We start from the raw sequence: 19,078 nt of genomic DNA, 5'->3' as shown, positions 1-19,078 counted from the left end.
GATCGTTATATTTATTGCGCGAAAGGACTATTAAAAACAGTGATTTCACACCAAAAAGCCGTTGATTCGGCTTGAATCAATGGCTTTATCTTAGCTCAGAAAAGAAAAAGAGCGAATTCACCCGACAATTCTGTCGGGCGATATTCGCTCATGTAAATCGGTAACTTATTATTGATCATTCTATTAAATCCAGGTGTTTCCTTTCAATTCAATGATAGAATTGGGGCCAGGAAAGTTTAATTCTATCTTTTGGTCCTGATAGGATACGGTTACAGAAGTTTCTGCGATAGAGCGAATTCTGGTATTCAACAGACGACCCGCCTCCCATTCCAGATCTAATTCAAATCCGCCACGAGCCCGAATACCATGAATATATCCTGTTGGCCAGGCTGCGGGCAAAGCAGGTAACAATCGGAGTACTCCGTCATGGCTCTGGAGAAGCATCTCTGCTATACCTGCAGTACCTCCAAAGTTCCCATCAATTTGGAATGGAGGATGATCACAAAACAGATTGGGTAACGTGGAGGAACGTAGAAGTTCCACGATGTTATCGTGTGCAAGTTCCGACTCCTCTAATCGTGCCCACATGTTGAGAATCCACGCCCTGCTCCATCCGGTGTGTCCACCACCGTGTTCCAATCTTCTGTCGAGTGTTACGCGAGCTGCCTTAGCCAGATCAGGCGTGGCTTGCGCCGTAATTTGCGTTCCCGGATGCAAAGCGAATAAATGGGAAATATGTCTGTGGCCAGGTTCCAATTCATCATAGTCGTTACTCCACTCTTGGATTTGGCCATGTTTTCCAATGGAGGTCTCCGGTATTTTGGTTAAAGCATTACGGAGCTGTTCTCCGAATTCCTGATCTTCTTGCAAGATCCGTGTACTCTCAATGCAGCGCGTGAAGAGCTCTCTAATAATCTGATTGTCCATCGAAGCACCAAAGCATAAAGCCCCCGATTCTCCATTATCTAAGATATAGCGATTTTCCGGTGAGGACGAAGGACATATCACCCAATTGCCAGAAGGATCTTCTATTAGATAATCCAGAATAAACATAGCCGCATCTTTCATCGTGGCGTAAACTTTTTGAAGAAACTGAACATCCTGATTATATTCATAATGATCCCACAGATGTAATGAAAGCCACGCTCCTCCCATGGTCCAAAACGTCGATGTCATGCATACATCCTGCGGAGCAGCGTCTGCCCAGATATCCGAATTGTGGTGGGCGACGAACCCCCTGCATCCGTACATGATGCTAGCGGTTTCCTTTCCTCGAACATGCAGTCGCTCTATAAAATCAAACAAGGGAACGTGACATTCAGACAGATTACAGCTCTCTGCGAGCCAGTAGTTCATCTGTGCATTAATGTTAATCGTATATTTGCTATCCCATACTGGAAGCATATCTTTATTCCATATCCCTTGAAGGTTTGCAGGTAAAGAACCTGGACGACTGCTTGAGATAAGCAGATAACGACCGAATTGAAAGTATAGACTTATCAATTCCGGATCATGCTTACCAGCTCTAAGCCGTTCAAGGCGCTGATCGATTGGAAGTTCGGAACAGATAACATCTGTATGATCATCTTCAAGATGTATATCCATCTTTTCGAATAAGGATTGATAATCCGAGACATGATCGGCGAGCAGTTCTTTATATGGCTTTGTGGAAGCGGATTCAATTCTTCGGAGGCACTCTGCTTCGAGTTGTTCCTTGGGTATTCGGAAATCTGTGCAAGCCGAGATTAGAATAGTCGCTGAATTACCATCCTCCAGAGAAAGCTGGCCGCTTGAATAATGAACCTGCCCCCCTTCAGATAGAACGCGAATCCCGCAACAAAATCGAATTCCTTCTTCTCCCCCACTTCTTCCTCGGATAATCAAGTTATTCGTTCCACGCTTCTCGATCCGATCCAGATAGGATTGAAAACCAACAGGATGTTTGAGAATATTGGACCATGATGATGATTCCAGAACAGTTCCCCTGCCAAAAATAGTGGAGAAAGATAACTTTCCAGGTACGCTGGATTTGAGATGAACAACGAGCACTTGATCCGGGTAGCTAGCAAAATAATCACGGCTGTATATGGATTGATCTACGGTATAATGCACGTTTACCTTACCATGTTCCAGATCGAGATGTCTTTGATAATCATTCGGTTCTTGTCCACTGTGATCCATAGCGATGTAAAAGTCGCCTAATGGCTCGTAATGTCTTTGCCCGTCAGGAACACCTACCAGAGTATCTGCTGCGAGTTCTTCTGCTTCACTAATCTTGCCATCAAAAATCAGGTTTCTGATCTGAGATAAAGATTCAAGGGCTTGAGGATTATTCCGCTGCATCGGGCCACCATACCACAGGCTATCCTCATTAAGCTGAATTCTCTCGATCTGTGTTTTTCCAAAAATCATGCCTCCAAGAGTTCCATTTCCGATAGGCAATGCCTCTTCCCATGTTCTAGCAGGTTGATTAAACCAGATATTTTTGGTCTTCACTTTTAACCCTCCAACGAAGTATAATTCCTCACATTTCTTCTCATGTTTAGTATGTTCCGTTCGTATGTTATTTTAAGTGTACTGTAATCTCAAGAGCATTTAAATGAACAAAACTAACTTGAATTATCACAATTTTATCGTAGCGAAAAGTGTTTAATCGTAAATTCCGAAGTGAACAGCAAAAGTGCGACTATCGCACCAACCATTTCGTTCAATCTACGCACCACCAGAAACGTATTTTTTCTTATGTTAATCGTATAGACAAATAAAGTTGCTATTATAGCAACTTTATTAAAAGGCATCTTTAGAATTCTTCAACATGTTCAGGTTCATAGATTCCGTAACCATTTTTGCCATTCTTTTTAATCGTGTACATGGCTTGATCGGCATATCTTAGAAGTTCAGAAGGCTCTTGTCCATGGGTTGGAAACAGGCTAATGCCTATACTTATGGATAGATTAATATGGTTTCCAGCAATTTTAAAATGCGTACTGAATGCAGCATCCAACTTTTTGGCAATTGTTATAGCCTCTTGATCATTCTGTAGATGGCTTAAGATAGTGAATTCATCCCCGCCGAGCCGGGCCACCATGTCTGTGCTCGGGATCGTTTCTCTGAAACGTTTTGCCATCTCCATCAACACTTGATCCCCAACATCGTGTCCATATGTATCATTCACTTGCTTGAATCCATCGGCATCCACAAACATGACAGCAAGTTTGCTATCGTGTCTTTGCGCATTGCTAATTGACCAGGCAAGACGGTCATTATAAGCAAGACGATTAGGCAGACCAGTAAGCACATCATGCAAAGACAGATGTTTGCTCATTCTCGCGGACTTTTTAATTGTGGTATATTCCGTCTCAAGTTCTTTAATCAGATTTTTAAGTTTATACACACGGGTATTTGTATTCGTCATGTCAGTAATCTGAATAAGGGCATAACTGTGATCTTCCAGATAGAGTGGCTCCACGTGCATATTTTGTCTGAATATATATTCATCCTCGCCTTCCCTCGGGAGAATGAATGCCTTATGTAAAGCGCTTGAGCAAAATCTGCTCTGACCGTGATACAGCGCATTTTGCAAAATATTCTGATACATGTTCGACTTAAACCGTGGGCAGACTTCAAGCAGATTCAGTCCTATAACCTCTTCCGCATTTTTGCCAGTAAAGCGTTCCAACCAGCCATTCCAAAGAACAACTTTCAATTGTCTATCGACAATGAGCATGCCTATATTGGCTTTTTTCAGTGCTTGTGATAGAAGATTATTCATGGCCAGCTCCTAGCAATGCATCAATTTTGTCTAGCAAAATGGAGATGGAGCTCATACTTAACGCAATAATAATTATTCCTTTCACGTCCGTTTCGGCGAGCAAAAACGATGTATGGAGAACAAGTACATATACTTCGTTTTGAAGCAGTATTTCCGGATCAGAGTGAGTGCCATGAATTAATTCAATATCCGGCAGTACATATTCAAGTTTTAACTCAAGGAAATTGCCAAATTCTCCAATGATGGCATTGAGAAGGACATTGCTGACTTCTTTCAACACATCCAGATCGGTATCCATCAAGCGGAAGTTTTCAGGTATGGTCTCAGTGAGCTCCCCAAGACACATATTTGCCAGGATTTTAGCCTGCTCAGCGGGAAACATCAAAAAAGCTTTTCCTTGAAACTCATAGCCAAATTGAAGAGAAGACCTGAATAGATGCCCATCATTGAAAAAAATGTTATATCTCCGATCTTTCCGATCAACATCGGAGAAAGAAATCAGTTCTACATCAGGAATGTTCAATACAATATGCCTGTCAACAATCTCTGATAACATATTGGCAGCTTGTCCCACGTATACGTTCACAAGTTCAGTAAGCAAATCCTTCTGCAATTCATTCAGCATGATTGGTCACCCGAATTAATTCAACCAACGTATTTGCTTTATCAACAGTTAAGGGCTTATTTAAAAAGCCTGAGATTCCCAGACTCTCTACTTCTTCACGTGTCGCCTTCTGGATATCCGCGGATAAAATAATAATATGTACATCCCGATCGACTTCCCGAATCATACGAAGCATTTCTTGTCCATTCAAACCAGGCATTAGCAGATCCGTTATGATAAGATCAGGCTTGAATGCCTGATATAAGTTATATCCTTGCTCTCCATTGCTTGCAATCTGAATCTCGCAATCCGTAATATGATCCATAATTAGCTTCCGGACCAATTTCTGTACAAAGATGGAGTCTTCCACAATTAGTACTTTCATTTTCTTTAGTCTCCTCGTCAACAATGTTAAAGCTTGGGAAATTCAGGTGTTGTAGACAGTTCTTTAATAAGGAGCACTTGCGCTATTGGCACTCCTGCAATTTATAGAAGTAAAACAATTTATAATACAGTAGTGTCAAATAGATTGTCAACAATATTGTTGAACAAAACTTTTTCGTTCTTCTGGTGTAACTCCCCTTTGTGGATAAAGGCTCTAAACAAGTCAAAAACGGCCACGCATGTGGCCGTTCTGGATTATTAATCTTTAACTGAATCTGTTTACCAATCAAGTTTACTCTTTTACCCCGCCAAGCTGCAAGCCATGAACGAAATACTTCTGCAAAAATGGATATACAACCAAGATCGGCAATGCGGCAACAATTGTAATGGCTGCCCGAATAGATACAGGAGTGACCATGTTGCGCGCAGCGCCAAGATCTGCCCCATTGGCAACGGCTGCACTGCTGTTGGAATTCATGGAAGAAGATAATAGTTTCATCAACTCATATTGCAGCGTACTCAGGTTTTGTTTGGAAGAAGCATAGAGGAACGTATCGAACCAAGAGTTCCACTGGCCGACTGCAATGAACAGTGCAACCGTAGCCAACACTGGTTGGCACAGCGGTAGAATAATGGACATGAACGTTCTGAAATCTCCAGCACCATCAATTTTGGCAGATTCGATCAGTCCCTCAGGTAGTGTCTGGATATAGGTTCGAATAACGATCATATTAAAAGCACTGATCAACCCAGGAATAATGTACACCAGAAAGTTGTTTAACAAATGCAAATCTTTCATTAGGAAGTACGTTGGAATAAGACCTGCACTAAAATACATCGTAAGAACAACAATAATGGTAATGGGCTTTCGTAATATATAGTCTTTTCGGCTTAATGTGTAAGCCAGCATGGAGGTTAAGAATAGACTTAATACTGTCCCCAAAACTGTTCTCGCCACAGATATACCAAAGGCGCTGAAGATGGTTCCTCCTGCAAATACTGCTCTGTAGTTTTGATCTGTCCATACCCGAGGCCACAGATAAATCCCACCCCGGATGGTGTCATTACCGGCATTGAACGATACGGCGAGTGTATTCACAAACGGATACAGGGTAACAATCGCGATTGCGATCATCAGTATACCATTTAACGTATGGAAGACAATCGGTTCAAGCCGAGATTTATTTATTCCCATCTCTAGTCCCCCTTATATTAATCGGTCTTCCCCGAGCCGTTTGGAAATAGAATTCGCTGCAAAGATCAGCGTGATACTAACTACTGTCTTGAATATGCCTGCTGCGGTAGCCAAAGAGTAATTTCCGATCTGTAGTCCGTATTTCAGGACAAATATATCTATCGTCTGTGACCAGTCGACAACCACACCATTACCTAACAGATACTGAACTTCGAATCCAGCTTCCAGAATCCAGCCCATATTCATGATCAGCAAAATGATAACAATGGATTTGATTCCGGGTAAGGTCACATACAGCATTTTCTTATATCGGTTCGCACCATCGATCTCTGCTGCTTCATAGAGCGAGGGATCGATCGACGTAATGGCCGCCAGATAAATAATGGCATTCCAGCCTACTTCTTTCCACACATGAGATGCGCCTACAATGCCCCAGAAATATTCCGGAACGCTGAGCCACATGATAGGTTCTTGAATAATGTTTAACTTCATGAGCACCACATTGACAATCCCGCCGTCTACAGACAGTGAACTTGCCACGATGCCTGTCACGATAATCCATGAGAGAAAGTGAGGCAAATACGATATCGTTTGAATCGTTCGTTTATAGAACTTATGCTTGATCTCATTAAGTAAAATGGCAAATATAATGGCTGTCGCAAATCCGAGTACCATATTGATTACACTCATCGCAATGGTATTACGAAGCACGTTAAGAAAAGCATCATCAGTTAGCAAAAACTTGAAATGTTTGAGCCCGACCCATTCCTGCTGGGAGAAATTCTTGGCAGGACTGTAGTTCTGAAAGGCCATAACCCAGCCCCAAATGGGATAATACGAGAATACGAGAATGTACGCAACGATGGGCAATGACATGAACATTAGTTGTCTTTGTCCGCGCAACCGTTTTAACATTGGTGTTTTGGCAACGACTGTACGGGTGGTTTGCTCTGGTATGGCTCCAGGCGTGTTCGCCATCTTTCACTCCTCCTATTGGCTTACAGCGACTTTATGCATGATACCCGGAAGGTACTCGCCTGAGTAATTCCTTTGGTTAATACCTTCCGAGTGAATCATTGCCGCATTTTTTTATTTAACAGACCAGTTCTCGATTCTCCATTTCAGTTGTTCATTAATTCGGTCTTCATAAGCTTTAATATCGATTTTCTTGTAAGCGTCTACATATTCAGTCCAAATGTTATCGAATTCATTCGGTTTTGACATGATCGCTTTAGGCAAGAATTTCAATGAAGTGTCTGTCATTTGTTTGTTCGCTACCGCAGCATCAGAGCCTTCTTTCAGATCGACCTGCCATGCTGGATAGTACACTGGATTTTCTGGTGCAGGAGAGAAGAAGTCACTCCATGTTTTGAAGCCATATGCATCCAGAAGCTCTTTATCTTCCGGTTTGAGGTTGTCATAGAATTCCTCAGGTTGGTTGATCGCTCCAATGGCATTGCCATCTTCAAATGTTCCTTCGAGCTTTGGTGCCGCAGCATAGAAACCTTCCGCTTTGTTAACCAATCTCCATGCCGGATCATCCTGCTCTTTACGTTGCTCTGGTGTACGATAGAATCTTCCCTCTTCATTCACCTGATAGTCTACACCCTCTTCACCCCATGACAAGAGTTTCTGGTACTTCTCATCCATAAGCTTATCGAGGAATTTAATGAGTGCGACAGGGTCTTCGGCATCTTTACTGATACCAAAACCATTGTTCAAGTTAATGACCGGACGATCCAGATAATGATCTGTGATACTTGTATCATAGACTAGCGGGAAACCTACGTATGTCTGGCCGATTTTCCCCTGTGCTACGAGTGGGTCTTCGCCGGCTTGGAAATTCCAGTGCTGGTCGAACATACTAAGTACACGTCCCGAAGAAATTTTGGCCAGATATTGATCATAGTTCTGAACGAAGGCTTCTTTATCCAGCAATCCTTCATTGTACAGATTGTTTAGTTCCTTATAATAACGTTTGGAGATATCCTTGTCGGCAAAAACACTCGCCACTCCATTCTCATCCACGACTACGCCCCCATCATTAGGGTGACCCGTAAGATGTTCTGGTGGATTAAGCAAAGGGAACGTCCGCCAGTCAGATGCCAGTGTAGTAAAGCCAATCGTCGGTTGTCCATCAATCGTCGGATTCTTGGCTGCATAATCACGAACCAACTTTGTGAAATCATCCAACGTTTTAGGAGTCGGATACCCGGCATCCTTCAGGATGGACTTTTGAATCCAGAATGCTGGCCCAGAATAATAGTTACTAATGAACTCCCCTGTATACACTCCATAGTTAGGCAACCAGTAAATGTGTCCGTCACTGGAATCTTTCATCCGGTTCCAGTCTTTACCGAAATGCTTCTTCAGATTAGGTGCATGCTCTTCAATGAGATCCTCGAGCGGAATAACCGCACCGGCTGATACCAATTTGGTATCTGCTGTGATCAAGTCAGGGAAATCGCCACCGGCAATCATAACGCCGAGCTTCTGTTGAAGATCACCCACAAGAAACTCCATCTCGAGATTGACTCCGAGCTCATCCTGGATCTTCTTGTAGATTCGGTTGTCTTTAGCTGGCGCCTGATTTGGCGTTCCGATAAAGGCCGTAATGTTCAGTACCTCTTTCCCATCCGGTGTAGTCGCTTTCTCATTGTCACCGCTGCATCCTGCAAGTGCCAAACTCAAAGCCAGAACGAGTGATACGGAACCCCAAAGCTTCTTTTTCTTAAGTCCCCCCATGTACTTGCCCTCCTTGGAAGTGGTATGTCTTACTGTTTTTAGTATGAAGAAATGTATGCGGTTTCAAAATATATATATTTAAGGTCCACCCCCCTGTAATTGCAGGTCTTATTCGGGAGAGGTTCTTCTTTTTCAAGTCTCAATTCACATACTTTTGTCTGTATTCTAAAGGTTTCATAGCTGTACGTTTTTCGAAGTGTCTTAGAAAATGCTGGTAACTGCGGTACCCTACCTGCTCTGCGATCGCACTTGATGTCTGATTCGTATGCTGGAGGAGACGTTTCGCTTCTTCCATTCGCAGATCATGTACTACCTCGATTACACCTTTGCCGTACTTTCGCAAAAAAGACTGCCCTAAATGGACTGGGTTCACGTAGAATCGTTCTGCGAGTTCCTGGATGGTAAACGTCTCTCTGTAATGCATCTGCACATATTCAGCAACCGTTGCCTGAATGCCACCAAGCTGTCTTTCCCGGAAAATAGCCAGTTCTGACTTGCATTGCAAACAGAAATGTTCCAGATTGCTAGCAACCTTTTCGATATTTCGTTGGCCCTTCTCCAGGATTCCGCTTGCCAATTCATTCATTAGAGCATTAGATTCTCCTCCTAATTCTCTACACAAGGACAGTCCGCGGAATATAATATGGGTAGAGAAAATATGTACAATCTCTGGCGCAGCCTTCATCTCTATAAACAGTTCAAAGGCACTACGAATGCAGCTTGAGAGTTCCTCTACAGAACCGTTCTCAAGCAACTCGCTAATATGGTCCACCTCTGACAGTGTTTCCGGATCAAACTGCCAATTCTCCAGCTGAATTTCTTCGGCAAACAACAGGCGCTTTTGATTAAAAAACAAATAACGCCCAACTTCCTGAGCGGAGCAGAAGGATTCAGATAAAAGCTCCAGTTTGTTCACCGTTGAACCAACCGCGATATGAATATCTTCGCAGCCGTTATTTTGCATATTGCTCATCAAACGCTGGGCAAAAGCTTTAACTGCTTCAGAAGTCCCCCCGCTATCATTCACTTCTTCACCCCATACCAGTCCCAATGAGTCTCTTGTTCTGTCTAACACATAACAACTAGTTGTTGCGTCAGCCATTTGTTCAGCTACTAAACAGGCTTCCTGAATATCTCCTTGAAGAGCTATCCGCAGGTATGCCCAATGGGACTTGTTCAAACGAGGAAGGGTCTCTGACATCTCCTGCTCCGATATAGTCTGCTTATCCTTAATCATTGCGGACAAAAACGCTTTGATCCTTTGCTCGTTGGCATGTTCCCGAATACGCTCCTGATTTTCACGTTCCTGCAATTGCATACGGAGACGAACCAGCATATCCTCTGCTTCCATACTGTCAACGGGTTTGGTTAAATAGTTGGAGACACCTAATCGAATGGCTTGTCTGGCATAATTAAAGTCACTGTATCCACTCGTGATGACAAACAGCACAGACTCATGTTCCAATCGTCGTGCTTCTTCTACAAGCTCAAGCCCATTCATGACAGGCATACGAATGTCTGTCACCACGAGATCAGGTTGATCTTCTTGTATCATACGAATGGCTTCCTCACCATTGGCGCACACACCTCTGATTTCAAATCCATGCTTTTCCCAATTGATCAGAAGTTGTAATCCTTCAATGGCATACGGTTCATCATCCACTAGCAATACTTTATACATGAGAGTTTACCTCCTATTTCCTCTGTTCCAACCTGGAGATTGGTATACGGTATCCTGCAATGGTTTGCTCTCCCGGTACACTGCTTAGATCGAATATCGCATTTCCTTCATAAAAGAGTTCCAACCTGCGGTAGACATTGCGCAGTCCTACATGTTCACCGTTTCTGGGTCTTTCAGAACGAATATCTCTCAGAAGCTCGGTTAGTCTCCCTGCATCCATGCCAATTCCATTATCGATCACCTGAATTAGCAATTCAGAAGCATTTCGTCTCGCCATTATCTTGATCTGTCTGCCATTTTTTCGCGCCTGCAAGCCATGTTTGCAGGCATTTTCGACGAGCGGTTGAATACTCATTCGCGGAATTAGCAACGAAGCTGCATCAGGGTCAACCTCGAAGGTGTAATCAAACAGCTCTCCAAAGCGAAACTTCTCAATCTGGAGATACAGATTCGTAAATTGCAGTTCTTCTTGCAAAGGAATCAGATTGTCAGAATGACTGAGCAACTGTCTCATCAGCATGGACAGACTTTTAATAATCTCAATGACTTCTGTATATCCATTTTTCGTACTAACGACCAGCAAGGCATTCAAAGTGTTAAATAAAAAATGGGGATTCATCTGACTCTGGAGCATGGACAATTCGGTCCTTACTTGATCCAACTCCAGATCTTTTTGACGGATTTCCAGTTTATATACGTCATTAATCAACGTATGAATTTTACCAATCATGATGTTAAATGTACGAATCAGCCCGCCAATCTCGTCGCGCCCTTCCTGAATTTCAATTAGATCGAATCGTTCGTTGCGAACCTTCTCCATATGTCTGGACAACTTGCGAATCCGATAGTGATAGGAGCGCAAAATAATATAGATCAACACAGAGGGGACCACTATACTTATTGCCAGTAATCCCAGAATGGATTTGAAGGCTTCTTGCAACAGGTGGTCAAGGTGACGCGTATCGGCAACGCCAATCAATTTCCAACCCTTAAGGTACGCTAAATTGCCCAATGACTTTTCGAGTGTATAACCAGAATCGCCAGCTTCCTTGGATATTGATTCGTTATCCTGGTTGGATATGGCGGTTTCGCTGAATTCTCCGCTTGAAACGACAGTACGGTTGTTGCTATCGACCAGACGCAGCTGAAGACTGTCTGACTCGCGATTCAAAATGCTATACACCCGGTTAAGTTCCAGATCGATCTTGGAATACTTGTTGTAATTGGCATAGGAAGTGTAGGTATCCATTTTGCCAATCACACTGATCCTTCTTCCCGCGTTAAATCCGGACGGCTCAACATAATCAACAACAAGAATGCCCCCACTGGTGGATTTCAGCTGTTTCAATCCAGGAAGTACATTCTTGTCTTTCATCACAATATAATGACTGCCCGTCTGAATGGTATCATTATCCGTATAGATACGTACCTCCAGAATATTCGCTGACATATACCGTGTTAATTTATCTCGCAGAAATGCATGATACACATTGTAATAATCGACGGGGGAAGAATAGGTCCGATCCAATGCCTCGTATAGCGAATCGTCTGCTGCAATAATTCGGCTAAGAGCAACGCTCTCATCAATCATGCCAAGCAGTTCCCCCGCAGCCCTGTCGATGGATTTGCGCAGATTTTCCTGTTCTCTAATTTTGATATCCGCAGAGGTTCGTTGATAGAAGAAGATATTAATCGTTATTACAGGAAGGAGAATACTTAGTACATAAATAAGCAGAAATTTTGATCGGAGAGGAATATCATTAACCTTACGGAACATCCAGAATTTATGACGCATATGATCACCCTTGATTTTTGTTTTTGTAGACGGATGGAAGCTCCCCTGTATGTGCTCTGAATTTTTGGGTGAAATATTCAGCATCATGATATCCCAGACTGAATGCAATGTCAGTAATCTTCATATTGGTACGTCGCAGGAGTTTACGGGCCTCCTCAACACGAAGCTGGTGCACATAGTCACTGAAACTGACTCCCATCTCCCGCTTGAACTGTTGACCCAGATAGGCAGAATTCACGTGAATACGATTAGCTACATCTTGTAATTTAATTTTACTTCGATAGTGTTGTTTCAATTCATTCAGCGCTTCTGCAACAAGCCCTCCTGTACCCGATTTTTGCTTCGATTCAGACTGGGAAAGTTGCGCGGACAGTCGAACACACAGGTCTTGTAATGTTCCAGAAGTCCAACTCGCAGCCTCGTGCCATTCTTTTTCACATAGTATTTCTCTGCAAACCTCTCTCTTTCCATATTTCCGTAGCAAATCCCCATGGATATATCGGATGACATGATGTATCCACTCCAATGAAACTTCTGCTTTCTCACTTTTCTTTAGCAATGCCCTCACTGCATCATCGATGGAATATGTGTTTCCTGCTTCAATCAACGCCAAGATCTCTTTGGAGATGTTCATCATTTGCTCTAAATTATATTCTTCGCTTATTTGATATTCATGAAGATGATTTTCATAGGCTTCATCTGTAACCATAATTCCATTCTGCTGTTGTCGTTCATTTCTACGTTTGTCCAGAGGTTCTATCATTTCCATAAGGATTTGATGAATTTCCTCGGGAACAAGAGGTTTAAGCACATACTGATCGACTTGATACCGTATGGCTTGCTTGGCATAATTAAAATCGGAGTATCCTGTAACGATAACGATTTTGGAGGTATAAGCGAGATCTTCTCGCAAGGTGTGAATCAGACCGAGACCATCCATAACAGGCATTTGAATATCAGTAACGACAAGATCCGGTTCAACCGAGTTGAACAAAGCAAGTGCTTCCTCCCCATCGGTTGCCGTCCCACAGAGTTCATATCCACAAGCTCGCCAGTCGATCATCGTTCTCCATCCTTCTAGCATAAACGGCTCATCATCAGCGACAATGACCTTGTACATTAGCTCACCTCTCTTTTGTCCGTGATCAGCTGCATGTATTTTATCTATATCTATGGGTAGATTCCATTTGTTCCGAAAACGCTAAACAGCAGAACAACAGCAGGATTGTTGTCTGCTCGCACAACTTGGAGAATTTCAGGATCTGAAGATGTATGCAATTGTATAATAAATTACATTTTTACCAGTCTAACCATCATTAATCGATAACTTAGAATTGTATCTATCAGTCGTATTATAAGAACGCTCCGATTATAACGAAGCGCCGGGAATGACAATACAAGTGTAACGCTTACATTTTTGTGCAACAACCTGATAAACTATAGGTTTTCACCCGATAAATTATAGGTCGAGCTCAGAAGTAATCCACTAACAGGCAAGAGAATTTATTCTCCGCGCACAATACGGAATCCTTGATCAGGCCCAAAACCATTTGCATCAAATTTGCCTCGGAATGCTATTTCATTGTTATTGACACCGCCCATCCAGCCTCCGCCTTTCACAACTCGCCAAGTTTGATTGGGTCCCTCCGGATCGCTGTACCACTCCCAGCACCATTCTCTCACATTCCCAGACATATCATAGATTCCTAACTCATTCGCCTTCTGAGTTCCGACTTTTTTGGTTTGGTTACGATTACTCTCAATAGCGGGCCAGCTCCAATCACCTGTCAGAATATTTTCGCCGGCATTTATCCAGTACCAAGCAACTTCATCCGGATTATTACTTCCGCTGTATGTGTAATCTAAGCTCTTTTGGCCTCCGCTTGCAGCGTACTCCCATTCTGCTTCTGTAGGTAAACGGTAACCGTTGGCACCTTCGTTGATCGTTACATTCCATTTGATATTGTCGTTTTCATTGTGATTATTCGTATCCAGATTGTCCTTGTCTATATTGTAATAAGGTTTCAGGTTTTCTTTTATACTTTTTTGATTACAGTATTCGACTGCGTCATACCAGCTGACCATTTCAACGGGCAGATCATCTCCCTTGAAGCCAGACGGGTTTTCCCCCATAATTTCCATCCATTCTTTTTGAGTCACTTCATATTTGCCAATATAAAAGGAGTCCAGCGTTTCATTTTTATTAGTAAAACTCGTCTTACTGCTCTTGAAAGCCCCTCCTTCGACGAAAACCATGTCATCGTTTAATTGAGAATTACCGGCTGAACAAGCACTCAGACTAACAACCATGGCAATTAAAGTTAACCATACTAGCTTCCTCATTCAATTATTCTCCTTTGCTAAGCTTGAATCCGGCAACGTCGAGGTCCGTTAATCTGCTGAATAACGGTTCCTCAACGCTTCCGGAAAATTGAAATCAAATGCAAGTGCAGACGTTGAATTACATTACATCATTTTTACCAAACCGTTACGTTTGCACTTCCGCTGCTTTGATAACCCTCTGTAGCCATTACCTGATAGGACCAACTATTTCCAAGGTACATCCCTTTGCTCGCCCACGCATTCACATGATTGCTGAACGTAATGGTAGAATTGACACCAGTCGGTCTCTTGGACTGTCTAACACTCCAATACTGAGGGAAAGTCTGCGTACCATCAATGGAAGGTGCATTGTATCTCATCGTTGTATAGATGTCATATGTGCCACCATCACTGTTCACCGTGCCCTTATACGTTCCGGTCGGACGATACGTTCCCCAGCTATCCACCACGTAATATTCAATTAAAGCGTTTCTAGTCCATCCATAGAAGGTGAGATAGCCATTACCTGAAGGAGCGAACACACCGGCATTGTAATTGACTACCCGATTAGGTGTGCCATATGTCCACCCTTTCCCGACAACAAAGTTCCCGGTATTTTGCCAATTCACGCTGTAATTCCCGCCAGATCCATTCACGGCGTTGACCGTTCCTCCACCATCTGTCCAATTTTGCCAATAATCTGTTGCAGCACTGGATGTTGCTGCGAATACACCAAAACTCATGGAAGCTGCAAGAACAACAGTCATTAATTTTTTACCGAATTTGAACATAAAATGATACCTCCTGATATTTTAATAGATTTGGTTGACACTACAATCCGATATGAATGATCTTCAGCAGATTTCACTTGAAAAGTCGTTGCGAAAACAGATACAGATCGTTCTTCCATACGGGCCAATCATGTCCTCCACTTTCCTCATGCCAAATGTGAGGTACTCCGTGTTGTGCCAGATATCGGTGAACTCCAAGACTAATCTCTATAAGATTGTCCTGCTCACCACAAGAGATCCACAACAGCGAGAGTAATGAAGGCGCTTTCGAAAGATCGGGAACAAGCAGCTCCGGACTTCTGGTGTTTGGGGCTGCAGAGAAAGCACCGATCCATGCAAAATGGTCCAGATTGCTTAATCCGATATTTAAGGCTTGACCTCCACCCATGGATAAACCAGCGATTGCCCTTTTATCCCGGCTTGTATGCACAGGATAGTTGGACTCCATGTAAGGGATCAAATCGTGAAGCAGATCGGATTCAAATCGTTCAAATGCCTTGATTTTTTTAGGTTCAAACAAGTCTCCTTCGGCCCGGTCGTTCGACATTGCGCGACCATTGGGGAAAACAATAACCATCGGCTCAAGCAAGTTATCGTTGTACAGATTATCAAGAATAATTTGGGGAGAACCATGAGTATGCCATTCGGTTTCGTCTCCACCAATCCCATGCAAAAGAAAAAGTACAGGATACATTCTTGTCGAAGAAAACTCTGGTGGGGTATACACCATCGCTTTACGGGCATTGCCAACCGCCCTGGAAGGGTACTCTATCATCTCCATGACTCCACGTGGTATATTCTCCCGATATTGGTCATATCCCGTTACTGCTGATGAGATCAATTTCATTCTCTTTTCCTCCGAACATATGAATGACTATCCGTCTTAATTAATCCACATAGCCAAAACTCAGAATGGTGAAGCATTTATGTTCATGACCTTCTGCCATGTCGATCTCGATGGAGTGCTCCCTAACTTGTTCTTCGTCAAGCAGAAGTAATGCATGGCAATGGGTCCAGTTGATCTTACGCGGATCGACTTTTTGGACCAATACCCCATCTACCCTGATATCTGCAGTTCCGAATTCGTCGCTACCCGAATCCTTAAAGATCAGAATGAGGCGTCTGCACTGCAAGCTTATGTTGAAGCTGCTCTGAGACCCTCTTCCCTCTCCCGAACGCATCCAGTTGTTGGGGAACTGGGGTGTACCATATTCATGAGCATCCATCTCAGCCATCTGCAGATCCGTGTCCGTTTTGCAAAAAGAGCCTTCATCGATAAGGGCAATGTTATTGCCGTTTTTCCGATCCAACAGCTTCACATGAACAAAATCATCTCCAATTAGCGGAGCTTTTTTATTATCATGATCTTGCTCATCCCATTCAGAATGATTCGTCACATCGAACAAATATTCCAAACAATCGGCCATAATCCGATGCCCTATGTTGGTCGGATGATATATATCATGGAAAAATTGCTTTTTGGAAATAATGTTACCCTCATCTATTGTCATGTTGAACTGATCTACGACAGCATCTTTCACACTTACCATTGGCAGATCATAATGCCAGCCAACCGGGGCGAGACGATCCTGCAGATTCCAGTCATTTTCAAATACACTGAATAACAAGATGACTGCTGGCTTGTTATCGGCAGCAAGTGCTTTGAGCACCAGACTCTCGTAACAATTCCCTTGAGTTTCATCATCTGCGTCATTCACTGCGAATTCGATTATGACAATATCCGGCTGAACCGTACCTCCACGTAACACATCACGATCATAACGTACAATCCCCAATTCCGAAGGAGTTCCACCTACGCCTGCTTTAATCAGATGAATCGGACTATCTTTTGAAAGCGCAAACATAAACTTGAACGATTCATACGACCGATAAGCGTAACTTTGAAGATGAATAGGTATTGCACCAGCACCTTGGGTAATGGAGCCTCCAATATAAGCAATAACAACAGGTTCGCCGTTTTTTGCCTTCTCAATGGCTCGTTTTAATCTGACATTAATCCCTTTGTTCAGAAGAGACCGGCCAATCATGTCGCGATATCCTTGTGATTCAAAGTCAATTGCGGGCTTGACTGACGAAGCTGTCACTCCCACTGGATCACGCGGTGCAGTGAATTCCGTGTTTTCACCTGCATCTTCTGAATCCCGGAGCATAAATCACCATCACATCCTTTCGGCTAGATTCTGATCATCCCTCAAACCAAATTTAAAGGACCACAGCTTGTATTATGATTAGATCAGGTGTGATCCTTCTCCCAAAGTGTATCGCTTACATAATTTTACAACAACCTGACAAAGTATAGGATTTCAACCACTATATCATTTTAAGTTAAGTACAATAACATGCGGATCAGAACACCTATAATTTTTCATGTAAACGCTTTAATTTGTATACTATTTCCATGTTATAATTTTGAAAAACCGCATTGATGAAGGAGGAAACGCATGAATATCACAGGTCAAGGCGCGTTGGATACGGGTATGTATACGAATCTGTTTTTGAAGCTAGGCTACGATCAGAATGAGATTACGACCAGATTGGATGAAACATGGAACGCGCTGTTTTATGGCGATGAAAATACTCGAATATATTATCCCATGGGTGAGGACAAGGGATATTTGCTAGATACCGGTAATCTCGATGTTCGATCTGAGGGCATGTCCTATGGCATGATGATGGCTGTTCAGATGGACAAGAAGGACGAATTTGATCGACTCTGGAATTTCTCCCACACCTTCATGCAGCATACCGAGGGTCAATACAAAGATTACTTCGCTTGGCATTGCAAGCCTGACGGTACCCGGCTCTCGCAAGGACCTGCTCCTGATGGCGAGGAGTTTTTTGCCATGGCGCTGTTTTTCGCCGCCAACCGCTGGGGGGATGGTACTGAACCTTATGATTACAAGGCACAAGCCCGCAAGATCCTTCGTGCCTGTATACATCAAGGTGAAAACGGCGAAGGTGACCCCATGTGGGACCCGGAAACAAAACTGATCAAATTCATTCCGGAAACACCGTTTAGCGATCCGTCCTACCATCTGCCTCATTTTTATGAACTATTCGCGAAATATGCGGATGAAGAAGATCAGGCTTTTTGGAAAGAAGCGGCGACCTCTAGTCGGTCTTACCTACATACAGCCTGCCATCCCGTCACCGGACTTTCACCAGAATATGCGAACTTTGACGGCTCTCCTGCCCCAATACAGCCACATGGGGATTTCAGGCATTTTTACAGTGATGCCTATCGTACTGCTGCCAATATTGCGCTGGACTGGGAATGGTTCCGCAAGGATCCATGGCAGATCGAACAATCCAATCGGATTCAGTCCTTCTTTAGTGATATTGAAATGTCTGATTATCGTCGTTATACCATTGAGGGTGAGCCTTTTGACGAACCTTCACTGCATCCTGTTGGTTTGCTGGCTACCAATGCCATGGCTTCACTGGCTGCAGATGGTCCGCATGCTGCCTCATTTGTTCGCAAATTTTGGAACACGCCTCTGCGTCAGGGAGAACGGCGTTATTACGACAATTGCCTGTATTTTTTCAGCATGCTGGCTCTAAGCGGAAGATATCGCATGTACTAAGCGGATGTGTCCGTGCCATTGCACCTGTCCTGCGGACGTTGAACAATGGTTGAGGCCAGGCTAAATTCAGCGACCATCGCCCTCGGAAAGCGGATCTTCTGGCGCTGCAAAGAATTCTAAGATAAATCTGAGCATCTGCATCGTCCCGAGCTGATGCAATGATATGTAGATCCTCTCATGAGAC

At 43.3% G+C, this 19,078-nt stretch carries 15 protein-coding genes; 1 reads left to right on the top strand and 14 read right to left on the bottom strand.

The window, feature by feature from the left end; genetic code table 11:
- Positions 1–183 precede the first annotated feature (183 nt).
- The 14 genes from MKY85_RS14660 to MKY85_RS14595 all read right to left on the bottom strand — a co-directional run bounded on the left by MKY85_RS14660 (position 184) and on the right by MKY85_RS14595 (position 17,460).
- A complete protein-coding gene (locus tag MKY85_RS14660; RefSeq protein WP_342573163.1) occupies positions 184–2,496 on the bottom strand; it encodes a glycoside hydrolase family 95 protein in 2,313 nt (770 codons plus the stop codon).
- A 304-nt stretch (positions 2,497–2,800) separates the two neighbouring features.
- Complete coding sequence (locus tag MKY85_RS14655; RefSeq protein ID WP_339261198.1) at positions 2,801–3,772, bottom strand: sensor domain-containing diguanylate cyclase; 972 nt, start codon at positions 3,770–3,772, stop codon at positions 2,801–2,803.
- Positions 3,765–4,397, bottom strand: coding sequence for a chemotaxis protein CheC (locus MKY85_RS14650; protein ID WP_342573161.1), 633 nt, complete (start codon positions 4,395–4,397; stop codon positions 3,765–3,767). The genes MKY85_RS14655 and MKY85_RS14650 overlap by 8 nt, the downstream gene beginning before the upstream one ends.
- Entirely contained in the window at positions 4,387–4,761 is a 375-nt protein-coding gene (locus MKY85_RS14645; protein ID WP_342573160.1) for a response regulator, read from the bottom strand. The genes MKY85_RS14650 and MKY85_RS14645 overlap by 11 nt, the downstream gene beginning before the upstream one ends.
- Before the next feature lie 291 nt (positions 4,762–5,052).
- A complete protein-coding gene (locus MKY85_RS14640) occupies positions 5,053–5,955 on the bottom strand; it encodes a carbohydrate ABC transporter permease (RefSeq protein WP_339242711.1) in 903 nt (300 codons plus the stop codon).
- A 12-nt stretch (positions 5,956–5,967) separates the two neighbouring features.
- On the bottom strand, positions 5,968–6,870 hold the full coding sequence (locus MKY85_RS14635) for an ABC transporter permease subunit (protein ID WP_339243071.1): 903 nt from the start codon (positions 6,868–6,870) through the stop codon (positions 5,968–5,970).
- 174 nt (positions 6,871–7,044) lie between these two features.
- Positions 7,045–8,700, bottom strand: coding sequence for an ABC transporter substrate-binding protein (locus MKY85_RS14630; RefSeq protein ID WP_339242710.1), 1,656 nt, complete (start codon positions 8,698–8,700; stop codon positions 7,045–7,047).
- Between the two features lie 139 nt (positions 8,701–8,839).
- Complete coding sequence (locus tag MKY85_RS14625) at positions 8,840–10,381, bottom strand: response regulator (RefSeq protein WP_342573159.1); 1,542 nt, start codon at positions 10,379–10,381, stop codon at positions 8,840–8,842.
- Between the two features lie 13 nt (positions 10,382–10,394).
- Positions 10,395–12,176, bottom strand: coding sequence for a sensor histidine kinase (locus MKY85_RS14620; protein WP_342573157.1), 1,782 nt, complete (start codon positions 12,174–12,176; stop codon positions 10,395–10,397).
- A gap of 4 nt (positions 12,177–12,180) precedes the next feature.
- The gene (locus MKY85_RS14615) at positions 12,181–13,296 is read right to left on the bottom strand and encodes a response regulator (RefSeq protein WP_342573156.1); all 1,116 of its coding nucleotides are present in this window, start codon (positions 13,294–13,296) and stop codon (positions 12,181–12,183) included.
- 383 nt (positions 13,297–13,679) lie between these two features.
- Positions 13,680–14,519 carry an SUMF1/EgtB/PvdO family nonheme iron enzyme gene (locus tag MKY85_RS14610; protein WP_339261189.1) on the bottom strand — a complete coding sequence of 280 codons (840 nt, stop codon included), beginning with the start codon at positions 14,517–14,519 and terminating at the stop codon, positions 13,680–13,682.
- A gap of 134 nt (positions 14,520–14,653) precedes the next feature.
- Positions 14,654–15,289, bottom strand: a complete 636-nt coding sequence (locus MKY85_RS14605) for a glycoside hydrolase family 11 protein (protein ID WP_339242701.1) — start codon at positions 15,287–15,289, stop codon at positions 14,654–14,656.
- Between the two features lie 73 nt (positions 15,290–15,362).
- The gene (locus MKY85_RS14600) at positions 15,363–16,136 is read right to left on the bottom strand and encodes an alpha/beta hydrolase-fold protein (RefSeq protein ID WP_339261187.1); all 774 of its coding nucleotides are present in this window, start codon (positions 16,134–16,136) and stop codon (positions 15,363–15,365) included.
- Positions 16,137–16,176: 40 nt separating this feature from the next.
- Positions 16,177–17,460, bottom strand: a complete 1,284-nt coding sequence (locus MKY85_RS14595; RefSeq protein WP_342573155.1) for an SGNH/GDSL hydrolase family protein — start codon at positions 17,458–17,460, stop codon at positions 16,177–16,179.
- Between the two features lie 291 nt (positions 17,461–17,751).
- On the opposite strand from MKY85_RS14595, the gene MKY85_RS14590 reads away from it, so the two are divergent.
- Positions 17,752–18,894 carry a glycosyl hydrolase family 8 gene (locus tag MKY85_RS14590; protein WP_342573153.1) on the top strand — a complete coding sequence of 381 codons (1,143 nt, stop codon included), beginning with the start codon at positions 17,752–17,754 and terminating at the stop codon, positions 18,892–18,894.
- Positions 18,895–19,078 lie beyond the last annotated feature (184 nt).

Origin of the sequence: Paenibacillus sp. FSL R5-0749, from assembly GCF_038595085.1 — a bacterium.
In the GTDB taxonomy this organism is placed as follows: Bacteria; Bacillota; Bacilli; order Paenibacillales; family Paenibacillaceae; genus Paenibacillus.
The sequence above is the reverse complement of the archived record's forward strand: the minus strand, read 5'-3'. Positions and strand labels throughout refer to the sequence as shown.